The 18,188-nt window shown below is 63.1% G+C and carries 18 protein-coding genes; 5 read left to right on the top strand and 13 right to left on the bottom strand.

The features are described from left to right. Positions 1-135 precede the first annotated feature (135 nt). From E5P2_RS28910 to E5P2_RS28880, 7 genes are all read right to left on the bottom strand, one after another. A complete protein-coding gene (locus E5P2_RS28910) occupies positions 136-1,611 on the bottom strand; it encodes a Fic family protein (RefSeq protein ID WP_068677349.1) in 1,476 nt (491 codons plus the stop codon). A 503-nt stretch (positions 1,612-2,114) separates the two neighbouring features. Next, positions 2,115-2,945, bottom strand: coding sequence for a hypothetical protein (locus tag E5P2_RS28905; protein ID WP_162570780.1), 831 nt, complete (start codon positions 2,943-2,945; stop codon positions 2,115-2,117). 488 nt (positions 2,946-3,433) lie between these two features. Continuing rightward, positions 3,434-3,949 (bottom strand): hypothetical protein, encoded by a 516-nt coding sequence (locus tag E5P2_RS28900; RefSeq protein WP_162570779.1) that lies wholly within the window; start codon positions 3,947-3,949, stop codon positions 3,434-3,436. A gap of 22 nt (positions 3,950-3,971) precedes the next feature. Then, positions 3,972-4,718, bottom strand: a complete 747-nt coding sequence (locus E5P2_RS28895; RefSeq protein WP_162570778.1) for a hypothetical protein — start codon at positions 4,716-4,718, stop codon at positions 3,972-3,974. A gap of 264 nt (positions 4,719-4,982) precedes the next feature. Beyond that, positions 4,983-5,393, bottom strand: a complete 411-nt coding sequence (locus E5P2_RS28890; protein ID WP_068677343.1) for a hypothetical protein — start codon at positions 5,391-5,393, stop codon at positions 4,983-4,985. A gap of 76 nt (positions 5,394-5,469) precedes the next feature. Next, positions 5,470-5,985 (bottom strand): hypothetical protein, encoded by a 516-nt coding sequence (locus E5P2_RS28885; protein WP_068677341.1) that lies wholly within the window; start codon positions 5,983-5,985, stop codon positions 5,470-5,472. Positions 5,986-6,121: 136 nt separating this feature from the next. Beyond that, positions 6,122-6,577 (bottom strand): hypothetical protein, encoded by a 456-nt coding sequence (locus E5P2_RS28880; RefSeq protein ID WP_068677340.1) that lies wholly within the window; start codon positions 6,575-6,577, stop codon positions 6,122-6,124. Positions 6,578-9,239: 2,662 nt separating this feature from the next. Between E5P2_RS28880 and E5P2_RS28875 the strand changes: the two genes are divergently transcribed. Then, positions 9,240-9,644 (top strand): DoxX family protein, encoded by a 405-nt coding sequence (locus E5P2_RS28875; protein ID WP_068677333.1) that lies wholly within the window; start codon positions 9,240-9,242, stop codon positions 9,642-9,644. 275 nt (positions 9,645-9,919) lie between these two features. On the opposite strand, the gene E5P2_RS28870 is transcribed toward E5P2_RS28875, so the two are convergent. Beyond that, a complete protein-coding gene (locus tag E5P2_RS28870; RefSeq protein WP_068677331.1) occupies positions 9,920-10,672 on the bottom strand; it encodes a DUF3223 domain-containing protein in 753 nt (250 codons plus the stop codon). A gap of 167 nt (positions 10,673-10,839) precedes the next feature. Here E5P2_RS28870 and E5P2_RS28865 point away from each other — a divergent pair, with 167 nt between their 5' ends. After that, positions 10,840-11,370 (top strand): DUF4166 domain-containing protein, encoded by a 531-nt coding sequence (locus E5P2_RS28865; protein WP_068677329.1) that lies wholly within the window; start codon positions 10,840-10,842, stop codon positions 11,368-11,370. Then, positions 11,367-11,756 (top strand): thiol-disulfide oxidoreductase DCC family protein, encoded by a 390-nt coding sequence (locus tag E5P2_RS28860; protein ID WP_068677328.1) that lies wholly within the window; start codon positions 11,367-11,369, stop codon positions 11,754-11,756. The genes E5P2_RS28865 and E5P2_RS28860 overlap by 4 nt, the downstream gene beginning before the upstream one ends. Positions 11,757-12,256: 500 nt before the next feature. Here E5P2_RS28860 and E5P2_RS28855 read toward each other — a convergent pair whose 3' ends face one another. From E5P2_RS28855 to E5P2_RS28840, 4 genes are all read right to left on the bottom strand, one after another. After that, complete coding sequence (locus E5P2_RS28855) at positions 12,257-13,363, bottom strand: hypothetical protein (RefSeq protein WP_162570777.1); 1,107 nt, start codon at positions 13,361-13,363, stop codon at positions 12,257-12,259. A 115-nt stretch (positions 13,364-13,478) separates the two neighbouring features. After that, on the bottom strand, positions 13,479-13,817 hold the full coding sequence (locus E5P2_RS28850) for a hypothetical protein (protein ID WP_068677323.1): 339 nt from the start codon (positions 13,815-13,817) through the stop codon (positions 13,479-13,481). Between the two features lie 525 nt (positions 13,818-14,342). Beyond that, the gene (locus E5P2_RS28845; protein ID WP_162570776.1) at positions 14,343-15,167 is read right to left on the bottom strand and encodes an AAA family ATPase; all 825 of its coding nucleotides are present in this window, start codon (positions 15,165-15,167) and stop codon (positions 14,343-14,345) included. Positions 15,168-15,859: 692 nt separating this feature from the next. After that, on the bottom strand, positions 15,860-16,291 hold the full coding sequence (locus E5P2_RS28840) for a hypothetical protein (RefSeq protein WP_162570775.1): 432 nt from the start codon (positions 16,289-16,291) through the stop codon (positions 15,860-15,862). Between the two features lie 228 nt (positions 16,292-16,519). On the opposite strand from E5P2_RS28840, the gene E5P2_RS28835 reads away from it, so the two are divergent. Both E5P2_RS28835 and E5P2_RS28830 read left to right on the top strand, forming a co-directional pair. Continuing rightward, complete coding sequence (locus E5P2_RS28835; RefSeq protein ID WP_162570774.1) at positions 16,520-17,035, top strand: hypothetical protein; 516 nt, start codon at positions 16,520-16,522, stop codon at positions 17,033-17,035. Between the two features lie 11 nt (positions 17,036-17,046). Next, positions 17,047-17,379 (top strand): hypothetical protein, encoded by a 333-nt coding sequence (locus E5P2_RS28830; RefSeq protein WP_068677317.1) that lies wholly within the window; start codon positions 17,047-17,049, stop codon positions 17,377-17,379. Between the two features lie 45 nt (positions 17,380-17,424). Here the strand turns inward: E5P2_RS28830 and E5P2_RS28825 are convergent, their stop codons facing one another. Beyond that, the gene (locus E5P2_RS28825) at positions 17,425-18,171 is read right to left on the bottom strand and encodes a hypothetical protein (protein WP_162570773.1); all 747 of its coding nucleotides are present in this window, start codon (positions 18,169-18,171) and stop codon (positions 17,425-17,427) included. Between the last annotated feature and the right edge of the window lie 17 nt (positions 18,172-18,188).

Below are 18,188 nucleotides of genomic sequence, written 5' to 3'. Positions count from 1 at the left end.
CCCGCCCTGTGCTTATTCCAGCTCCGCCGTCACCCGGCGGAGCTTTTCCTTGGGGCCGACTAAGCCACGGCGCGACTTGCGCTCTCGAATATTGCCTCTGGCCTTGGCAGAGGCCGTGGTGCCGATGCCGAGTTTCTAGGGCATCAGGAGCTCAAATTGGTTCCGCGAACGCTCGAAGGCGTTGCAGCGCCGCATGTCCGAAATGACCTGGTCAATGTCGTCATAGCTGAAGCGGGATGTCCAGTCATGGATGTGGCACATGACTTTGATGAATGGGGCTGGGTCGCCTTCGCGGGTCAGCACGCGCAAGCAGTCCAGGTACTCCTCGCGATACAGCGTCGGCACGATGATGCGGCAACCGTCGACGGCGGACAGTTCTGCGTTCATGACCAAGCGAGCCAGGCGTCCATTGCCGTCATTGAAGGGATGCACTTCGGCTACAAGGAACATTGCCAAAAGCGCACGAGCTGTTCCCTCAGGGACGCTCAATAGCAGCTTGCTCCCTTCAACCAAGGTTCCTCTCACCAGTGGCGGCAGCACAAACTCTGTGTTGCCTGCTCGATTGGCAACCAGCTTGAACTCCCCTGGGCCCACCTCAGGCCGGTTCTCCATCTGCTTTTTGTGACGTGCGCGCAGCTGCTCGAGCACCGGCTCGCCCGCGGGCAACGTAAGCGTGGACCAAGTGGGGCTGAGCGCCTGCTCGAACACGCCGATGATGTCGTGCGAGTCCTTGGGTCGCGCCACCACCGGAACGCCCTCCAGCACGAAGCCGCGCGCTTCCTCGACGGCAAACTCCGTTCCTTCGATGAAGTTGGAGAAGTAGGACTCCAGAAAAGCGAAGTTTCGCCGAGCACGGTCCGTGGTCAGCGACGAGGCAGGGATGGGCAATGGGACGGCGCGCAAGCGTTGGGCGAAGTTCTCGAATAGCTCCAAGCGCGCACTGTCGTAAGGGATGGCCGCGGTCAGAGCCTTTCCCTCTCGAGTGGTCAGAACGCTCGGGCGAGAGTTCAGGATGCTGCCCACCAAGCCGTCGAGTTGGGAAAACTCGTCCTCGAGGCCCAGTTCGGGCACGAGCTCACGCGCGCGCTCTCGCAACTGGCTCAGGGCTTCTTCGCCACGAGAGTGGCAGATGTCCAGCAGCCGCCTCTCCACGGCTTCGGCGCCAACGCTCCTGCGGCTCTCCCCTCGACTTGGTGACAGGTTCTCAAGCAACATCCGAGGCTCCGACGCGAAGTAAATCGGTCGCCCCATCATCTGGCCATCGCCAGCCTGCGGCGGCGGTCCCTTCCAGACCTCTACCGTAAGGCCGGGCAGCTCTACGGTGCGGCGGTACGTGCCCACCAGGAAGACGGTGCCCTTGCTCGGGCTACCGCCGTCGAACGCGGTTCGAAAGCTCACGACGGTGCCGGGGAAGAACGCGGCCAGCACACGGGTTCGGTGACGTGCGACCAGGGCTTCCCAGTCACCCTCGGGCAAGGAGGTTGCGAAGCCCTTGGCCACAAGCTTCAGGTCCCCCGCCGCGAGTCGCCGTTGAGCAGTTCGCACCTGCGCTGACGAGAGCTCCGCGTACAGAACGAGGGTGTCGTCCAGTACCGTTGTCGTTTTTTTCATGGTCAAGCGAGCCTTGTTGCGCGAAATGTCGTGTTTTTGGTGTGCAATTAGTTTCTATTGTCGTGTTTTTCGGCCATTAGCGCCAAGCGACGTGTCGTGTTTTTTGGTTCTCGGAGCCGGGTTAAGCCATCTGTGTCGTGTTTTTGCTGAACAACAGGTCAACATGTCGCTCTTTTCCGGAGTAATCAGGACGGCGCTCCAGCTCGTGTTGCCGGGTCGAGGTGCCCAGCTCCGGGTGGAGGGCGTTCTGCTAGGGGCGCCGGAGGTAAGTGCCTGGACGATGAGCCACGGCCAGGTTGTCGCGCCGCTCCTGGAAAGTGGCGGGGATGCGCGGCCACTTGAAGCGCATCTCGACCGAACACATCGCGAATTGGCCAGGGAGAGGTTGCGGAGTGCTCAAAGGCAGGTGCGGCCAGGCCTCGGGCGTCTGGCCGGTGCCGGTATGCGCACGATGCAGTTCGCAAGGGGCTTTACTCGAGTCCCTGCGTCCGGAGCCAGACGCCTCAAGGCAAGTCCAGTGTGTCTCCGGTTCGCCCATCCACGTTCAAGACTTGCCGCGAACGCTTGCCGTCCTGCCACTGTGCTTCGTACCGATATGTTCCGATGAGGACGCGCTTGGCGACGACCACCGTCCATCCCACACATTTATCGCCCCAGGGGTCCTGCTTCAACGCACCACACAGCCTCCAGTCGAAGTCCTGGATGATGCGAATCATCGCACCGGGCGGCACCGACCGCACCAAGTACTCCGTCCCGGGCGAGTTGTAACACTGGCCCCATACAGGGCGAGCCGACAACAGGACGGGGGTCGTTGCCCGCTGCGCATCTGGCAACGCCAGGACATAGGCGTTCCACTTGACCATGAGGCTCAACTCCTTGGTCGCTGGATTGTTCACGAGGCGAGTGCGCATGGAATCAGGGCCGGCGGCCGAGGGCGACAACGTTCTTTGGATGCTCGCCAGCGTGCCTTCTTCGATGTCTGCTAGCTCAGCTTCAATCTCCCCTGGAGGTATTGAGGCGCGCCGCGCAAGTTCTCGTACGTAGGTCGCGTACGCCACGCCATGCATTGGCAAGCGCCAGACCGAATCTGCCGGGCCCTGAAAGTACGGGGGGCCCTCCAGTTGCCCGCAGACCGGTGTGCCCTCAATCAGCTGAGCGCACGGGTATGCGTCAGCCGCGGCACCGGTGATTGTTGAAAAACTGCTCGCGGAATCCAACCTGTAGATGTCACCCCGGCGCTCAGACTTCGGCTGGCAAAGCGTCGCGCCCAACCGGGCAAAGAGCTCCTTGCCCTGCGGCCCCTCCAAGAACTCCTTTTGCAGAGCACGGTACACCTGCACCTCCGGACTGCTTTCAGAGTGCTTGCCGATGTCTGCGAAGCACCCTCCGCTTGCCATGCTGAGTGCTGCTGCGACGGCCAAAGGGCTTGGCCCCCTAGGTCGGGGAGTAATTTTCGACACGGGTAGCCTCCTCGTGCAATCTCAGTGTGAGCATTCTGCCGGCCCTACTGCAGCATTCGCAAGCCTCCTCCGAGGCAAGGAGCCCGAAGCTGCTGGCGGAAGCCGGGCACGATGCCGGAAGAGCGGCTCGGGGAACCGGTTCAGCATTAGCAACGGGCAGCTAAAACGTATCCTTGGCGCGCCGCCGGAAGTGGCCAGATGAGACTGTGACAGCCCTGAGCGGGAAGGAAGTGACACGGCCCACACGAGAAAACCCCGCCAGCAACTGCCGACAGGGTCGAAGGGCGGTGGGAGTCGGCGCCGGGTGGGGTGAAGGGAACGCCCCTCAGCGGACGGCCAACCCTGCCGGCGCCGCGGCCGGCTCAGGCTGCTTCGGTCGTCTTGCCGTGCGCGTAGTCGGAGAACTGCGCCAGGGTCAAGGCCTCATCCTCGCACGCACGGACGTACTCCTTACCCCGTTGGGTGAGGGGAAACGCGCCACTGCTATCCCAGCACTCAACCAGGTCGTGGCCGGCGATTGCTTCCAAGACCTGCGAGCCACGAAGCTCCCTCAGCCGATACCCTGCCTCGGGGTCGTCTTGTATCCATCCAGCGACCTCCGTCAGTCCAGCCTCTTGCGTTGCGAACAATGTCGGGCCTGACGCCTCGAAAGCGTCGTAGCAGAAGAGGGTCTCAACGGACCGGCCGCCTCCAACTTCTTGAATCCAAGCGCTCGCTTCAGCGAACTGCTTGGTCAGCGGATGCTCCGGCCCGCGCTCGATGACCCAGAAGCCGTTGGGCCCGCGGGTGCTGAGTTTTGGTGCGAAGACGATGCAGGTTTTGCGGATGCTGTCCAGCGTTCGGTGGTCGAAATTGGCTCGCTCGACATGAACTTCCACGCCGCCGAAACAGAGGTGGCGGTCATCGAAGCAACGCTGACAGGGGGCCTCGTCGACTCCCTTTTCTCGCCGCAGCTGGCGAGCGAGACCGAGAACGGCCGGGGCCAGCTGACGCTTGGCTTCGCTCTGTTCGCAGAGCATCTCGGCAGCCTCCTTCTCGTCCTCCGATGGGTCGAAACACCGACTCCACGCGCGTGAGCGGGACGAACTTCCAGGTGAGCTTGCCATCGCGCTCCAGCTCCAGCAGTCCTTTCAAAATCGCCCAGTCCAGGGTCGTTTGCTGCAAGCGCACGGGAATCTCATCGGTTTCGCGCCAGAATCGACCGGCGTTGGCGACTTTCGGGATTGCCTTGATGGCGGCCTGCCAGTCCAGGCCTTGCTCCCAAACAAGCACGGCATCCGCGAACGCGACGCCCGACGTATTGTCCTGCGGCGTGCCGCAATACAGGCTGACGCTGGGCACGGGACCAAAGAAGTTCTTCTTGATGACAGCGGGGAAAGGTTGCATCCCGTCGAGGGTCTTGCACTCGGCGACCAGGTCCAGGTCACCGCAGGTCGTGGCGCCACGGGCATACGAGCCGACGACCCAGAGGCGGGAAATCCGGATGTACGCGTGGTCCGGAAGGGAGGGGAGAAGCGGGGTAAACGACATCACTCGCTCCGAACTTTCGACCAGCCGCTTGCACGCGCGGATGAGTTTTTCGGTGAAGTGCGCGCGGGGCTTGCGGGCTTCGGCCACCGGGTATTTGCTGTAGTCGACGTGCTTCATATGTCCTGTCCAGTTGAGTGAGGTCCTGAGCAGGTGTAGAAAGCCGGCGCGCCCAGAAACGCTTTAGGCCCTAGCGCAAGAGCCGACTGCCTGCCCAATGGCCAGGTGAAGGACGGGAGAGCGGGAAGGCAAGGCGTTGCAGGTGCGGCGGGCGCTCTGGTGGGCGGCCGGCCGCGCGCTCGGGAATGTGGGCGGAGGGAGTTCGGCGCCTGACCGGCGCCGCGCGGGTGCGCTTGGCCAGATGCCGAGTTGTTGCTCGGACGGCTAAGCCTGGAGTGCCAGCTCGAGCTCTGCGAGCAAGCTTTTCCGGACGGACTGGGGCAGCGGGAGCCGGCGGATGTGCCTGTCTTTCCAGGAAGTCGCGAGCGCCCACCGCTTGACCTCGGCCAGGATTTTCTTGTCGCTCAGCGGCTCAAAGCAGGCGCCGTACGCTGGGTAGTCGAGGGTGCGGTCGCGTCGCAGGCGGAAGGGCCTGCGGAACTGCGTAGCCACCAGGCGTACGAATCGAGCCTGTTTGAAGCCGTCACACTCAGGGGCGTCCAGTCCGCCGAAACGGACGAGGAAGCCCGGCATCTGAACCACCCGCGCCCCTGGCATAGTTGCGTCGACATAGCGCAGCCCCGCCTGGTGGGCCAGCTCGGCGATTCGCTCTTCGATTGTGCGTGCGTCAATCATCGTGGTCCTTTTTGAGTTCGCGCGGCGTGTAGCAGCGCCGTCTTAAACCAGCGGACTCTGCGGCAGACCAGTTGGGTCAGGCATCCAGATGCGCATTCACAAGCGCGGCGTCGTCGCGCATCGCACGCTCGCCGTCGGGTCCCATGTAGACCTCCGGGATGCTCAGGAGCTTGAACTTGGCGTCCACGTCCTTGTCGGCAATCGTGGCCTCGAACCGGCCGGCGCGCACGCTCCAGTGGTCCAGCGCGTCGTTCGACCAGTCGTCCGGCGGGCACTCGTAGTACTCGTACGCCAGGTGCTCAGTCACCGGGAAATCCTGAGCCCAAAGGGTCGGGAACAGCTCGCGGTGGAGCGCGACCCGGGCTTTCAACAACTCCCAAACCCGGTCCCGCAGCACGGTTCGCCGTGCGATGACGGCCGCGGCCTGCTCGTTCAGGCGCTCGTGCTCCGCCTTGATTTCAGGCAGGAAGAAGCCGGCGAAGGCGTATGCCCGCAGAGCCTCGAGCCCCGGGGCTGCCGCAGCGCGAGAGTTCGAGGAGGCCTCGCCTGCGTCGGCGGTGGCGTCGTCGAGAATGTGGGTGGGCGAGGTCATGCTCAGGGTCCAAGGAAGAAGATGTTTTGCTGCTCGGAGGGACTGCTCGCCGCTCAGGGCCTGGCCGGCCTCACAGGTGGCAAGGAACCAGTTCGAGGCCTGCAGACGCTCGTCCAGCTCCGGCCAGTCGGGAGGCTCAAGCCGCGGCGCCGCTGTTGAAGGTGGCAGCGTCAGCGCGCATGACCTGCACGCCGTCGACGCCCAGGTAGGCCTCGGGAATGCTCACGGTCTTGAAGGCGCGCGGCCGCTTCTGGTCGTCGATGGTGCACTCGAACCGGCCGTCGAAGATGCTCCAGAAGACCAGCTTGTCATCAGGCATCGACTCCAGCGGGCTGGCGCAGATGAGGCATTCCATGTGGCGGGAATGCGGCGAGCCCTGCGCCCAAAGCGTGGGAAATAGCTCGCGGTGCACAGCCATTCGGGCAAGCAGCAGGCGGAAAACGCGTTCGGTCAGAGCGTCGCGCCGAGCCTCGAAATCCGGCTCGTCCCGGTCCAGTGCATGGCACTCAGCAAGCATCGCAGCGAAGTCCGCGTCGGCAGGGTCGGCCGTCGGCCAGGCGTTGTCGGGAGCGGAAGGCGGATTGGCGGTCATGGTTCAGCAGGTCCTCGAAGGATGGGCTTGCAGCGCCAGGCGCGCTGCACCGGACGAGTGGCCAGGCCAGGTGGCGGCCAACCCGAAGACTGTCTAGCGCGCGTGTTTATGCCTCACGGCTCCATGACGCCGAGGGTCGCTGGCGGGAAAGCGCAAGGCCCCAGGCCCAGGAGTCGAGCCGGGCCGAAGGAGGAAGAAGACACCGTCGGGGTGGCCAGATGCGGCTGCCGCGAGGCTGGAAGTTCTGGGGAGTCGAGGCGCCCGGCGGGTGTCGGCCAGGGCATGCGAAGGAGACCAAACCCCTCACGCGCGGGGACCGCGTACCCGGACTCGAGAAGTGGTCAGGTGAGGCCCCGGTGGGCTTGGCGGCTATCTGTTTAGACTTCTTGAAAGACGGCCTACGGCTCTTGCATTATAACAGATGGCGGTCCATCCGTAAACCCTAAACCCTATCTGCGCAGGATGAAGTATGTGCGCCGGCAGGCCCTCCTTGCTACCAGCACCCAGTGCCCCCGCCAGCATGCAGGCGTTCCAGCCAAGCCCCTGGTCGGGGCCGAAAAGAACCGTCACCCTTTTACGCTTTAGAGAACTTGTTCTCCCCTAGTCGCGCTACGCCGCGCCACGCCGCGCCACGCCGCGCCACCCCGCGCCACCCCGCAGGCCTGCCGCCCCGCGGTTCCCGGTGGCAACTCGAACTCCCCCCGCGCGTCAAATCCAACGTCGGACCGACCGCCTCCCCGCCCTTCCTCACAAGCAGCACCAGCCCCGCCAGGAGCATGACCAAGCCTTCGCGCAGCCCCTCCTTGCCTTCAAAAACGGAGCCGGCAGTCCTGCCCGCGAGGGAGTTCATCGCGCCGCAGGCAAGTGGAAGCGAAGCTCACCGGTGTGGGGGAGCTGTATATGCCGACATGCATCCGCAGCGCTTAAGTCCAGCGGAAGCCCCAGTCCTTCCTACCCCCTCATCCGCTACTCCGAACCTACGTTGCGCACCATAGCCAGACCTCCACCTCTCCTTGATTCCATAAAGGGAGCACACATAGCAGGCCAAGACCCGCCGCCCCAATAGCCCGCAGACGTATATGCGCAGAGTGCTCAGAACGCACAGAGGGCGAAGCCCCAAGGAGCAGAAAGCAGGAAGGTCCATCCTGAGCCGCCGTGGGACGGGTACGGACGCGATGAGCTTCCGGACCTCGGCCGTCAGTACCGAGGGATGTACCAGACCTGCGGAGCATGCCCAGGCTTTTCGAGTCCCCCGCACGCTCCGCCCCTGCGCCCTAAGGCCTCACCGCCACGCCTGCGTGGCGCCCCAGACTCTGCCTGCGCCCCAGGGACTTCACGCCGCGCTTGCGCGGCGCAAGGCTACGTTCGAGCCCCACACCAAACCCTTCCTGCGCCGGCAGTACTCTCAAACCTCACCTGCGCCGGAGGACTCCATGCACCCTTCCTGCGCCGGTAAACCCCAGGCCTTCCTGCGCCGCAAACAGTCCGTGACTTCATCCGGCGCCCCAGCAGTTCAAGCCTACCTGCGCCGGAATGACTCACAAACCTTACCTGCGCAGAAGCAGTCCATGCACCCTTCCTGCGCCGGTAAACCACCAGCTCAGCAAGCCGCGTAGCCCCTCAGCAAAGCCAGCAGCCTTTGTCAGCAAGGTATGCCTGTGAGCAAAGAAGGCGACGCCTTCCGGCGCCCGCAGGGCTACATAAACGCCGCGCTCCCGCGTGAGACCAACCTCCGCCTGTGCGGGTGAAGGCCGCGCCTTACCGGCGCCCCGGGGCTTAAGCCGCCCCGGAAGACCCAAGCCTTTCTACGCCGGACGCAGCCTCATCGTTGATAGCAGGCAGGCCGCTCCCTCCTGCGAAACGAGAGTTGGGTCTACCTGCGCAGGCAGGCGTGAGTACATCCGGCGCCTAGGGGCTTCCCCTCTCCCTGCCGCCCCCCCGCCTACCCTCCCGCCGTCCATCCGCGCGCCCCTACAGGGCGCAGAAAAGTCCATCCTGAGCCGCCGTGGGACGGGGTACGAACGGGAAGAGCTTCGGGACCTCGGAGAATAAATCGATGGGGCGTACCAGACCTGCGAAGGTGCTGGCTCGAGCCGAATGGCGTCGGAGGAGCGAAGCGAGTCCGGCGACATCGAGGCGAAGAGGCTAGCCGGCCGCAAGGCCGAAACCGAGCAAGGTCTGGTACGCCCCAGGGACTCACGCCTAGCGACGATTTCACCCATGAAATCAGTAGCTTACGGAGGCCTCGGCCGAAATGAGGGGCTCTTGTACCCCGAAGAACCTCGCCTACCCCTGTTTCTTTGCCTGTTAGTCATCGATTAAACGGGCCCGGAAACAGGGGGTTAAGAAATCGCGTTACCGGGCGCAGCGAGGCCTTCCCGAGCCCCGCAGGCCGCTTTCTCTTTGATGCCTGTACCCACCCCATCACAGTTGTGTGCGCACGCCTGCGCTCACGGCGCTGCACACAACCGCTCTCACGGGTTTATACGCGAGCGTGCTGCTCATCACTGGGCTTCAGGCCGGGTTGCGCTCGTGCACTGTGCTGCAGGCGGACGGCGGACCCGCGCATACAAAACCTGTGCCTATGCAACAAGGAGGACTTGCTCGCCCGAGCCAGGCCCACGCATCTCGGCGCCCGCCGCAAACGTCCCAAGGACTACCCATGACCTCAGACCACATCGGAAAACTTCTTCTTCGCGCAACCCTGGGCGGCCTCATGCTCTTCCACGGTGCCGCAAAGATTCTCAACGGCACCGCCGGAATTGAGCGCATGCTGTCGGCAGCTGGACTGCCGGCGGCGTTCGCCAACCTCGTCCTCGTCGGTGAAGTGCTCGCTCCCGCGCTTTTGCTCCTGGGTCTGTTCACCCGCCCCGCGGCGATTGTGATTGCCGTCAACATGGTCGTCGCCGTACTACTGGCCCACACGAGTCACCTCTTCGCGCTCGGCAAGTCGGGCGGCTGGTCGCTCGAGCTGCAGGCCTTCTTCTTCCTGACCGCTGTTGTCATCGCCGTGTTCGGCGCTGGCAAGTACCGTATCGGCGTACAGCGCAAGGCGTGGTGGGCATGACGCCAGGGGCGTAGCCCCGAACAAGAACGGCGCCTTCGGGCGCCGTCAGCTTTTTCTGGGCGCAGTACTTCGAGCCTTGTCAAGTGCACGCTGTTGTCCAGAACGTCGACCGCTCGATTTGGAGGCACTCTGTTCAAACCAAGCGCTGATGCGGGTTCGGCGCGAAGTACACCGGTTATCCACAGAGTGATGCACGGGTTCGGTGGAAAACTCTGCGCGATTTTTTCACGGCTCATAGTTTGGCGCTTGCTCAAGGAGGCGGCGGCTCGGTTACCCTACGGTCGCGGCGGGAGCGGGACGGGGCGCTTGACAACTGTTCTGCGCTTCTCAGCCTCCATCGCCGGACCACCCCGTGCGGAAATCACTCGGAGCGTCGCGACGCTGCGATGAAAATCGCAGAACGCCTGCGCAACAACGTGGTCGGAGAACGAGCTTTGGCGCTCGTCCCCGTGAGGCGCGCGGATTGCCGTTGCCGGAATCTCGGTCGCCCATCCCTGATGGACTCTGAATGCACCGACGATTTGGCCGAACGTTGGCCATGCATGGTCAATCAATGCTTGCTCTGGCGTGAGCATCTCATCCGTCACCTCGCAGGGCACCTGTCCGTCCAAGCCTGCGTGGGCAGCGAAAAACTCAAGCTTTGCTTCGGTCAGCACAGGCCGCACCGTGGCCATGCAGGTGTCGTAGAACTCCTTCGCGTCCGAGCGTGGCGTTCCCTTGAGGGCAGCGATGTAGCTGAAGTCAGTCGGCTCGGCGTCGATGCGGGCGAGCCAGAAGCCTGAAGAGCTGTAGCCATCTCCGACGTTGAGCCTGCGCATGAAGTAGCGCGCGCCGGCGCCGGTCTTCGGAGCGTCGTCGGTAACCGAAAGGTCGAAGCGGTCTAGGAGCGCAACCAAGTCGAGATGGTCCATCCGGTTGTCGACGCGTTCGTCGTCCGAATAGCGCGCCAGCATCGCCTTGAAATGGTCTAGGGCTGCCCGCTGTGTTGGCCAGGTTCGGCCGTTGGATAGCTGAATCGGTTTCGCCACGCTCTGTCCCGGTCAAGGGCTGAATTGTCGCAGGCATCGCGCCCCTGCTAGCCGTAGCCCGGATGGCTAGACTTCGGCATGCACCTGAAACGTCCACCCGCAGCATCCGCACCGATTTTCGAGCAAGGCGCTCGACAGGGGTCCGCGCCTTGACAGGAACACCCTCTATGTATGAACGCGCGATGGGGCCGAGCTTCACCACGCTCGACCCGGAGGTGCGGCTCTTCCATACGCTCGCGGGCTGCCACGAGCTGCGCGGCGCCGTTGAGACCGAGGCACCCAGCACGCTGGCCGGCAAGCTGCTTGCCCGAATGCTCGGTACACCGCGTCGTCAGAATCACGGGTCGCTGGTATTCAGCCTGGACGCCTCGCCGACAACCGAGCACTGGACGCGGAGGTTTCCCGCCTCAGCGATGAGCTCAACGTTGCGACTCGACACGCCAGGCATCGTCGAGCAGCTGGGCACTGCGCGCATGGCGTTCCAACTGGAAGCTGTGGAGGGCAAGCTCGTCATGCGCCTGCGGCAACTGTGGTTTGCAGGCATTCGCTGCCCCACGTGGCTCATGCCGCGCGTCACCGCGGAAGAAACGGGGACGGCGAACAGGCTGAACTTTCATGTGCGCGCCACTGTGCCGGGCGCGGGCCTGGTTGTCGCGTATCGAGGCTACCTCGTGCTTCCCACCCAGGAGGCGACGTGATTGTCGTCTTCGACGCACAGTGCCTCCTGTGCAATGGTTGGGTCCAGTTCCTCCTGAAGCACGACAAGGACGCCGTGTTCCAGTTCGCTTCGATACAAGGCGAGACCGGGCGGCGCCTGCTGGCGACAGCCGGGCTGAAGGTCAGTGGACTGGAAACACTTCTGCTTGTGGACGGGACGCAGACTTGGCAGCATACGGCGGCCATCCTGCGCGTGCTTCACGTAGTCGGCGGGGCATGGCGGCTCGCGTGGGCGGCGTGGCTGGTGCCTGCACCGGTTCGGGATGCAGTCTACCGCTTTGTCGCCCGCAACCGTTACCGAATCTTTGGCCGCTCCGCGGTCTGCCTGGTTCCGTCACCGCTCCACGCCGAGCGATTCCTTACCTGACGTCCGCCCGCGCGCGTCTATTCGGGATAACCGTGCAATCGCCTCGCAGTGACTGCTGAGTGGCCGGGGAGAGTGCTATAGCAGCCAGAGCTCCTAGTAGGTCGTAGCAACCACAGGCCTGAACATGATTACGGTACCGGCCGGTTACCGGGCGGCCGCCAGGAAAGGCCAAGCTCCCGACGCGCGCCCACGCAAGAGCAGCCACACTGAACCGTAGACGACGGCCAGTACGCCCAGTGCTGTCCGGCAATGAGCCCGAGAAATCGCGCCCAGGGGGCATGGTAGAACGGCGTTGCCCCGAGAACGGCGACACCACGAAGCGCACACATGGTGAGAACCACAAGAGCTGCGCGGACCCTCCGGGGCGCGAGCAAGTTGTGTGCGACGTCGGACAGGTCCGCCTACGGGCCGAACTCGGAAAAAGGAAACGCCGACCAGGTTCATGGTCGGCGTTGAAGGGTGAGCGCGCGCAACAGGCTGGGCTGCACTCGTGGTGTGAATCAAACTGCGGCGTTCAAGCGCTGGCGAGACCATTGGGTGACCAACTCCTTCAATTGCGCGTCGCTGTGCGACAGCACGTACGCCTGGACTTCGGCAGGGTTGCTCCCCATCGCAGTGCGCACATCGGTCATCAAGCCGGCCAGGTCTCGCCCGTCCAGCCCCGACCAATCGCGCACCACTTCGCCACAAAACCGCGCTCGCGCTTCATTCCAGTTCCGGAACTCGGCCGCGGTTGCGGCGTAGCGCTCGCGAAAGCCGCACCCCTCCAGCCGCTCCATCAACATCGGAAGGTACTTGTCCTTCGCAGCGTCATACGGATAGGCGGGCAAGCTCCCAGCGGGCTGCTCTTCGAGCCAGGCAAGGAAACCCTTGTAGCTGGTTCGCTTTCTGTCGCGCACCCGGCTCTTAGCGTTTCGGTTGTGCAGCTGAAAGATGTCAGGGTTGAAGAACGGAGTGCTCGCGACGAAGCGAAAGATGTCCTCGAGCGTGTCGAAGCCAGCCGCCCAGGTTTCGTACTGCCATCCGAACGCGGGAAGGATGGTCCTCCAGTCGCGTTCCACCAGCAGTTCTGTGAATTCGTGGGTTCCGCTTTTGAAGGGGTAGAGCAAGCCCAGGTGCCCGAGCTTCATCCCGAAGGAGTGCACGACCCGTCCCAGGAGGTTCCCGCAGTCGTTGTACCCGTAGTAGGAAAGCGAGGTGTCAAACGCCAGCGGCGACGTTGGCAGAATGTCGACCTGAAGCTCGTTGAAGGCAAAGCTGTACGTCTTGCCCGATGCCGCAAGCTGAGCAACGGTGCGAACCGCGACTTCAGCTTCGACCGGCGCATCAAGCTGGTTTACCGGCGAGCCGTCACTGACCAGGTAGTCGATGCCGAATGCGCGGGCAAGGGAATGCCGAAAGTCGAACGCAGAGCCGTCCGTCACTTCTACGAGGACATCCATGTCCCCGAACGACTCCTTGGCCCGGTACGCCGGGATGACTGCAGCGCGCCGGTTGGGGCCCACGATGGTTTGCACCCGGCCCAACACGTCGGAAACAAGGGGGTGGTACTCAGCGGCGCTGAAGCGCCGCGTATGCCGGATGCCATTTAGTGCGTTTCCGCCCATGTCAAATCTCCATTGATGATTGTCCTGCACAGTCTAGACAGGACGGTTTAGCTCGAGGCGGGAGGGCAAGGGCCGAAAAAAGGCCCTCATGATGAGGGCCCCGAATCAGACAGCGCTACCTGTCGTGAATGTCCGCGTCCTGGGCGGGTCGCCACTGCTGCTGAGCGGCCCGAGCTTTCAGCTCGCGCTTGACGCTGCCGTACACCCCGATGCCCAAGGCAGTGACCAGGCCTGCCCCGAATGCGCAGAGCGGGCCGGCCAGCATATAGCCGCCGAATGCCCATCCAGCGATGAGCGCGACCGCGGGCGCCGTCTTCACGAACCCTTGGGCACGCAGAGCGAGCAAGCGTTCCATGGCATCGCGCGATGCGTAGATGACGCCTGCCAACAGCGCGAGCTGAAGGAAGAAGTTCATCGACCCCAACACCTTTGCAAGTTCCTGCATGTTTTCCATTCTCGAGAATGTCCGCCTTGCCGCGTCATCCGAGCCCCTCGGGCTCGAAGTGGTCGAAGCCCGGCGGATGGTTAACGAGTCCGTCGACCCGATGAGCAACAGCTGCTCATACGTTGTATAGCTAGCGGCGACCCGACGCAGTCGCACCAACCACGCGCCAGACGACAAAAAGCCCCGCAAAGGCGGGGCCGTCGAGGGGGAACCTTCCCCGGGGCGGTCAGTAGCCGATGCTCTTGTCGAACTCTTCGTTGCCGTTTCCAAAGGTATTCGGGAACAGGAACACGAAAAGTCCGGTAACGACGACTGCGCAGAGGAGATATTGAAGTTCCATGATGCGAATTGTAGCAGGGTTTTAGAATTTAGCAATAGCTTTTAGCTTCTCTACAACAACCAAGCCCCTGAAACCAACCACCTCCCTGCCCCACGCTTTAGGGCGCCCAACACGCCCGCAACACCACTGGCTGCGCCGCCACGCATCACTCGCAAACGAAGAAAACGCCGGCTCGGCCGGCGTTCGTTTGAATGTTAAGCAGTGGGCTCGGCGCTCAAGCCGCGCGCCTTTGCAAGTAGTGCGTCCTTAGCTTTAGCTAGCGCGCCAAGCGTGAATTCAACGTAGTTCGCGCCGGAAATGCCCAGCGCAAAAACCGAATGCGTGGCCACGATGATTTGAAAGCTCGCCGTAGAGCGCTCCTGGGCAAACGCATGCCACAGCTGTGATTGCCACTCAATCGAGAAGTTGCTCTCCGGTTCGTCGAGCAGAATGCTCGGTTGCCCGGGCTCGATGGACGCGGCCATTCTCCGCTCAATCAATTCCAGCTTGGGCTTCCAGACACTGTTCAGGTTGCCGGCGCCCACCTTTCGGACGATATCCGTCGGCATCTTGGCTTTCCCCGCCAGGATAGCGAGGGCCCTATTGATGCGCTGGACCGACACCTGGCCGTGGCTGGCCTCGCGTTCCGAAAGCTTCGACATGATGCCCTCCCTCAGAAAGTCGTCATCGAAGGAGCCCCCACTGACGCCAATTTGCTTCCGGCTGTCGACGAACACCGCGGGCTGCCCGTCGTGTGTCACCTTGAGCCCGATGCCGTCCACGGCCGCCTTTTGGAACGGTGCCTCGATGGTCGAGCGCAGCGACTCCTCTGTGATGGCGGATACCCCACCTTGTGTGGCGCACATCGTGTCGCTGAGGATGCGCAGGACTGTGGTCTTGCCGCAACCGTTGGGGCCGAAAAGAATGTTCAGGCCCGGCTTGAAGTCAAGCTTCTTGCGTCCAGCAAAAAATGGAAGCTGGGCCGCGTAGCCGAACAGCGGGGACCTTTTGAGGCCGGTGAACGAAATAGATGTGTACATGTCTCGGTTTTCAGAGTTTGCCTGCTTGGTCTAGCAATCGGGGCCTGGCCGCACAGGCCCGGTGCGGCGGCGCGCCCGCATGCAACGACCAACGCGGCGGCCCTTGAAGATGCGCCCTCGCGCGCAGCCAGGGGTAAGAATCCGCCGCGGCCCGCAGTCGAGCTAGTCAGCAGCCGGGTCCGGCGTCGCAAGCAGCATCTCGGCCAGGTCGAGCGCTTTCCGTGCCGCATGGCGCGGCCTTCGTAGATGCGGACCTGCGCCCGCTTGCGAGCAATGAGGGATGCCGCGGCCTCTTCCTTGGTCGGGCAGGCGTACCGCTTGTTGGCAGACAGCCGAACGAACTTCGGCGCGCCGTGAACATCTAGCCAGACGCCCCTCGCAGTTTGCTTGGTCACCAGGAACTCTCGACAGAGGATGTCCACTCGACCTTCCCCGATTGGGTTATCGAACTCGTCGAGCGATGGCGCATAGCGGACATCTTCGTATCGGTAGAAGACGTCGAAGCTCGAGGCCCGGCTGGCGGCAAAGGTGGTTGGGGCTTTCATGGGCGCCTATAGCAAGGCTCCTTTAGCGCTTCATTTGGCCAAGCTCTGACGCCCCGGGGCGGCGGTGTTGTTCGCCTCCCGTTCCATTTCCTCGAAAGAAAGGGCCTCCGTGCGTACGCAGGAGGCCCTGGAATGACGTGTGGGCTTTCAGCGCTTGTAGTAGCGCGCACCTTCGGCTGATTGCGGGTAGTTGCTGGCTTGTCGAGCGCGGTGGGAGGAAATCCGACCGGTCGCGGTTCCTTCGCCGCCGAATCGAGGAATTCCCTCGAAATTCGGGGATGAGGAGACGAACCGGCTCATTGAGGAGCCAAGGAGAGCGTACCGAACTACGCCCGCGCCAAAGCTCGACACGAACCGCGAGATATCCTTCACGCGCTTGTCAACTTCCGGGTCAGCGACGGGCACGCCCAACCTTGCCAGGGTTCTGGCAAGTGACAAAGCGCTGAGGCGAGCCGATTCTGCGGGAAGCGGAAGCTGCACTCCAACCCCGTCAGCTCCCTTCACGAGTTTTGTGCCGCGAGGGAGGGCCTGGAAGCCCGTCGTGGTGGCGTCGATGGGGGAACGTTTGATATCGGGCATGAGAGCGTCCTATTCTGTTGAGTTGACCTTCCGCGTTTTGCGACGGCCCCGCCCAGGACCCCAAATGGGCGGCTTAGCGCCGGCGGCTAACTTGAAGACAAGCCCGGCGGCACGCCCCGAGGGCAGGTGTACCTCGGCGCCTTCGCCAACGTCCCTCCTCACAAATGTGGATTGACGTCGCGAAAGCGGCGTGTATTGTCAGCTCGGCACAGAAATCGGGGCAAAACAATGCGAACATCCTCTCCTCTCGCGTACGCACAGGCAACACGCATCTGGTTCATCGCTTTGGTGCTGTCGGTCCTCGCTGGCTGTGCAGACATCCGCCTGGTAGGGACCTACGACAAGCAAATCGATGACGGCGTCACCGCACTGCAAAAGAGCACCGAGACGTACCTGGTCAAGCTGACGTCCGGACCGGGGGACAAAGCGCTGCCGTACAAGGGCAACGAAGCGTTCTACGGCGAGACCAAGGTGGCTGTCAGTTCCTTGCGCGTGCGCGCAGACGCCACGTCCCGGAACAGCCTGACAGTCCGGCAGCTCGACACATTGCAGACTAACTACGACCTTTTCCAGAAGATGCACCAGGACGGCATTTCGAAAGCTGAAATTCCGCTCGTCCGGGACGGGTTCAACTCTCAGTTCACGGCAATCTTGACCTTCGAACTCGCGAAGCGTCGCACAGAGAATCCAGATGAATCGAAGGCGGTCGCGCCCCCAACGCCCGCCAAAACACCTGCGAAGTAAGGAGCTACGAAATGAGCGGCATTGACGTCGACCAGCTTGGAGCTGACATCGTCAGCGGCTTCAAAGGCGCGGTAGGGGCAAAGTGGCCTGCAGTGCGAGAGTACTTCGAGGCCGAGTCAAAAGTGCTGGCGCAGCGGCTTGCGACCATCGCCAAGCTTCGCATCGAGGGAAAAATCTCGGAGCAACGAGCGAAAGAGCTGGTTCAGTTTCAAAAGAACTCATTTGAGACAGTCCTTCTCGCAGTCGAAGGGCTGACCCAGCTCATCATTGAGGACGCGCTCAACGCCGGCTTGAAGGCCGTCAGAACTGCGATAAACACCGCGATAGGGTTCGCACTTCTCTAGCGGCTGCCGCGCCGCCGGCCAGTTGCGGAAACCGTAGGGCTTTCGTCACGACTGCCGGCGCGCGAACGGAGCCCCGAGCGCCCGGGGCACCTCTCCATCGCACATCGTGTTGTTGCGTGCGTACTCCGCGGGTGAGTCGATTTGCCGGTGCGCAGCTTTTACCCCATCGAACCGGCTCTTGCCCCACGGCAGCCACTGGCTTTTGAGGTTCTCGGTGAACGCGACCCGCAGCTCGCCCGGCGTTCCGTAGAAAACGCGGTTTCCGAAGGAGCGGCTCAGCGCGGCCTTGAGCTCGTCAGCTACCCTCTCCGCGTGAGCCTGGTTCGCCTTTACATGGCGAAGCTCGTGTTCCGCAATCTCCCAGAATGCGCAGGTGCCCTTCGGGAACTCCTTGGCCACCGTCACACGTTGGGGCCCCACCTGAACCTGCACCTTCACCTTTGGTCTGGCGCAAGCCAGTCCGGTTGCTCGGTCGACCAAGGTTTGTCCTTCCCAGCTCGACGACAACTGAAAGTTGGCTTGGGTGAGCCCTAACGTGATGTGAGCCGCGCCGCCCAGAGGCGCCTTTCGCGTGAGCTCCTGAGCGCCCATGCCAAATTCGTAGACGACCTCGCTGGGCAGCGAATCCACGATGACCGCGCCGAGCCCCAGCCGCCGCTCGCACTCGACCTTGAAGCGCTCGGGAGGCTCGGGCTGGGCTTGCGCGGATAGCCCGGAGGCAGCGAGGATTGCTGCGGCAAGCAGGCGAACGCACAGATTTGGCGCCGACAGGGGCGCGTACGATGAAGGCACGGCGGACAGGAAGAGCT

Origin of the sequence: Variovorax sp. SRS16, from assembly GCF_901827165.1 — a bacterium.
GTDB lineage: Bacteria > Pseudomonadota > Gammaproteobacteria > Burkholderiales > Burkholderiaceae_C > Variovorax.
The sequence above is the reverse complement of the archived record's forward strand: the minus strand, read 5'-3'. Positions and strand labels throughout refer to the sequence as shown.

What these genes read in the sequence shown, in the direction of transcription:
- E5P2_RS28880 (WP_068677340.1), bottom strand. Translation starts at nt 6,577, where the DNA reads ATGACCGCCAATCCGCCTTCCGCTCCCGACAACGCCTGGCCGACGGCC.
- E5P2_RS28885 (WP_068677341.1), bottom strand. Translation starts at nt 5,985, where the DNA reads ATGACCTCGCCCACCCACATTCTCGACGACGCCACCGCCGACGCAGGC.
- E5P2_RS28835 (WP_162570774.1), top strand. Translation starts at nt 16,520, where the DNA reads ATGCGAACATCCTCTCCTCTCGCGTACGCACAGGCAACACGCATCTGG.
- E5P2_RS28830 (WP_068677317.1), top strand. Translation starts at nt 17,047, where the DNA reads ATGAGCGGCATTGACGTCGACCAGCTTGGAGCTGACATCGTCAGCGGC.
- E5P2_RS28910 (WP_068677349.1), bottom strand. Translation starts at nt 1,611, where the DNA reads ATGAAAAAAACGACAACGGTACTGGACGACACCCTCGTTCTGTACGCG.
- E5P2_RS28840 (WP_162570775.1), bottom strand. Translation starts at nt 16,291, where the DNA reads ATGCCCGATATCAAACGTTCCCCCATCGACGCCACCACGACGGGCTTC.
- E5P2_RS28850 (WP_068677323.1), bottom strand. Translation starts at nt 13,817, where the DNA reads ATGGAAAACATGCAGGAACTTGCAAAGGTGTTGGGGTCGATGAACTTC.
- E5P2_RS28875 (WP_068677333.1), top strand. Translation starts at nt 9,240, where the DNA reads ATGACCTCAGACCACATCGGAAAACTTCTTCTTCGCGCAACCCTGGGC.
- E5P2_RS28845 (WP_162570776.1), bottom strand. Translation starts at nt 15,167, where the DNA reads ATGTACACATCTATTTCGTTCACCGGCCTCAAAAGGTCCCCGCTGTTC.
- E5P2_RS28890 (WP_068677343.1), bottom strand. Translation starts at nt 5,393, where the DNA reads ATGATTGACGCACGCACAATCGAAGAGCGAATCGCCGAGCTGGCCCAC.
- E5P2_RS28895 (WP_162570778.1), bottom strand. Translation starts at nt 4,718, where the DNA reads ATGAAGCACGTCGACTACAGCAAATACCCGGTGGCCGAAGCCCGCAAG.
- E5P2_RS28855 (WP_162570777.1), bottom strand. Translation starts at nt 13,363, where the DNA reads ATGGGCGGAAACGCACTAAATGGCATCCGGCATACGCGGCGCTTCAGC.
- E5P2_RS28865 (WP_068677329.1), top strand. Translation starts at nt 10,840, where the DNA reads ATGTATGAACGCGCGATGGGGCCGAGCTTCACCACGCTCGACCCGGAG.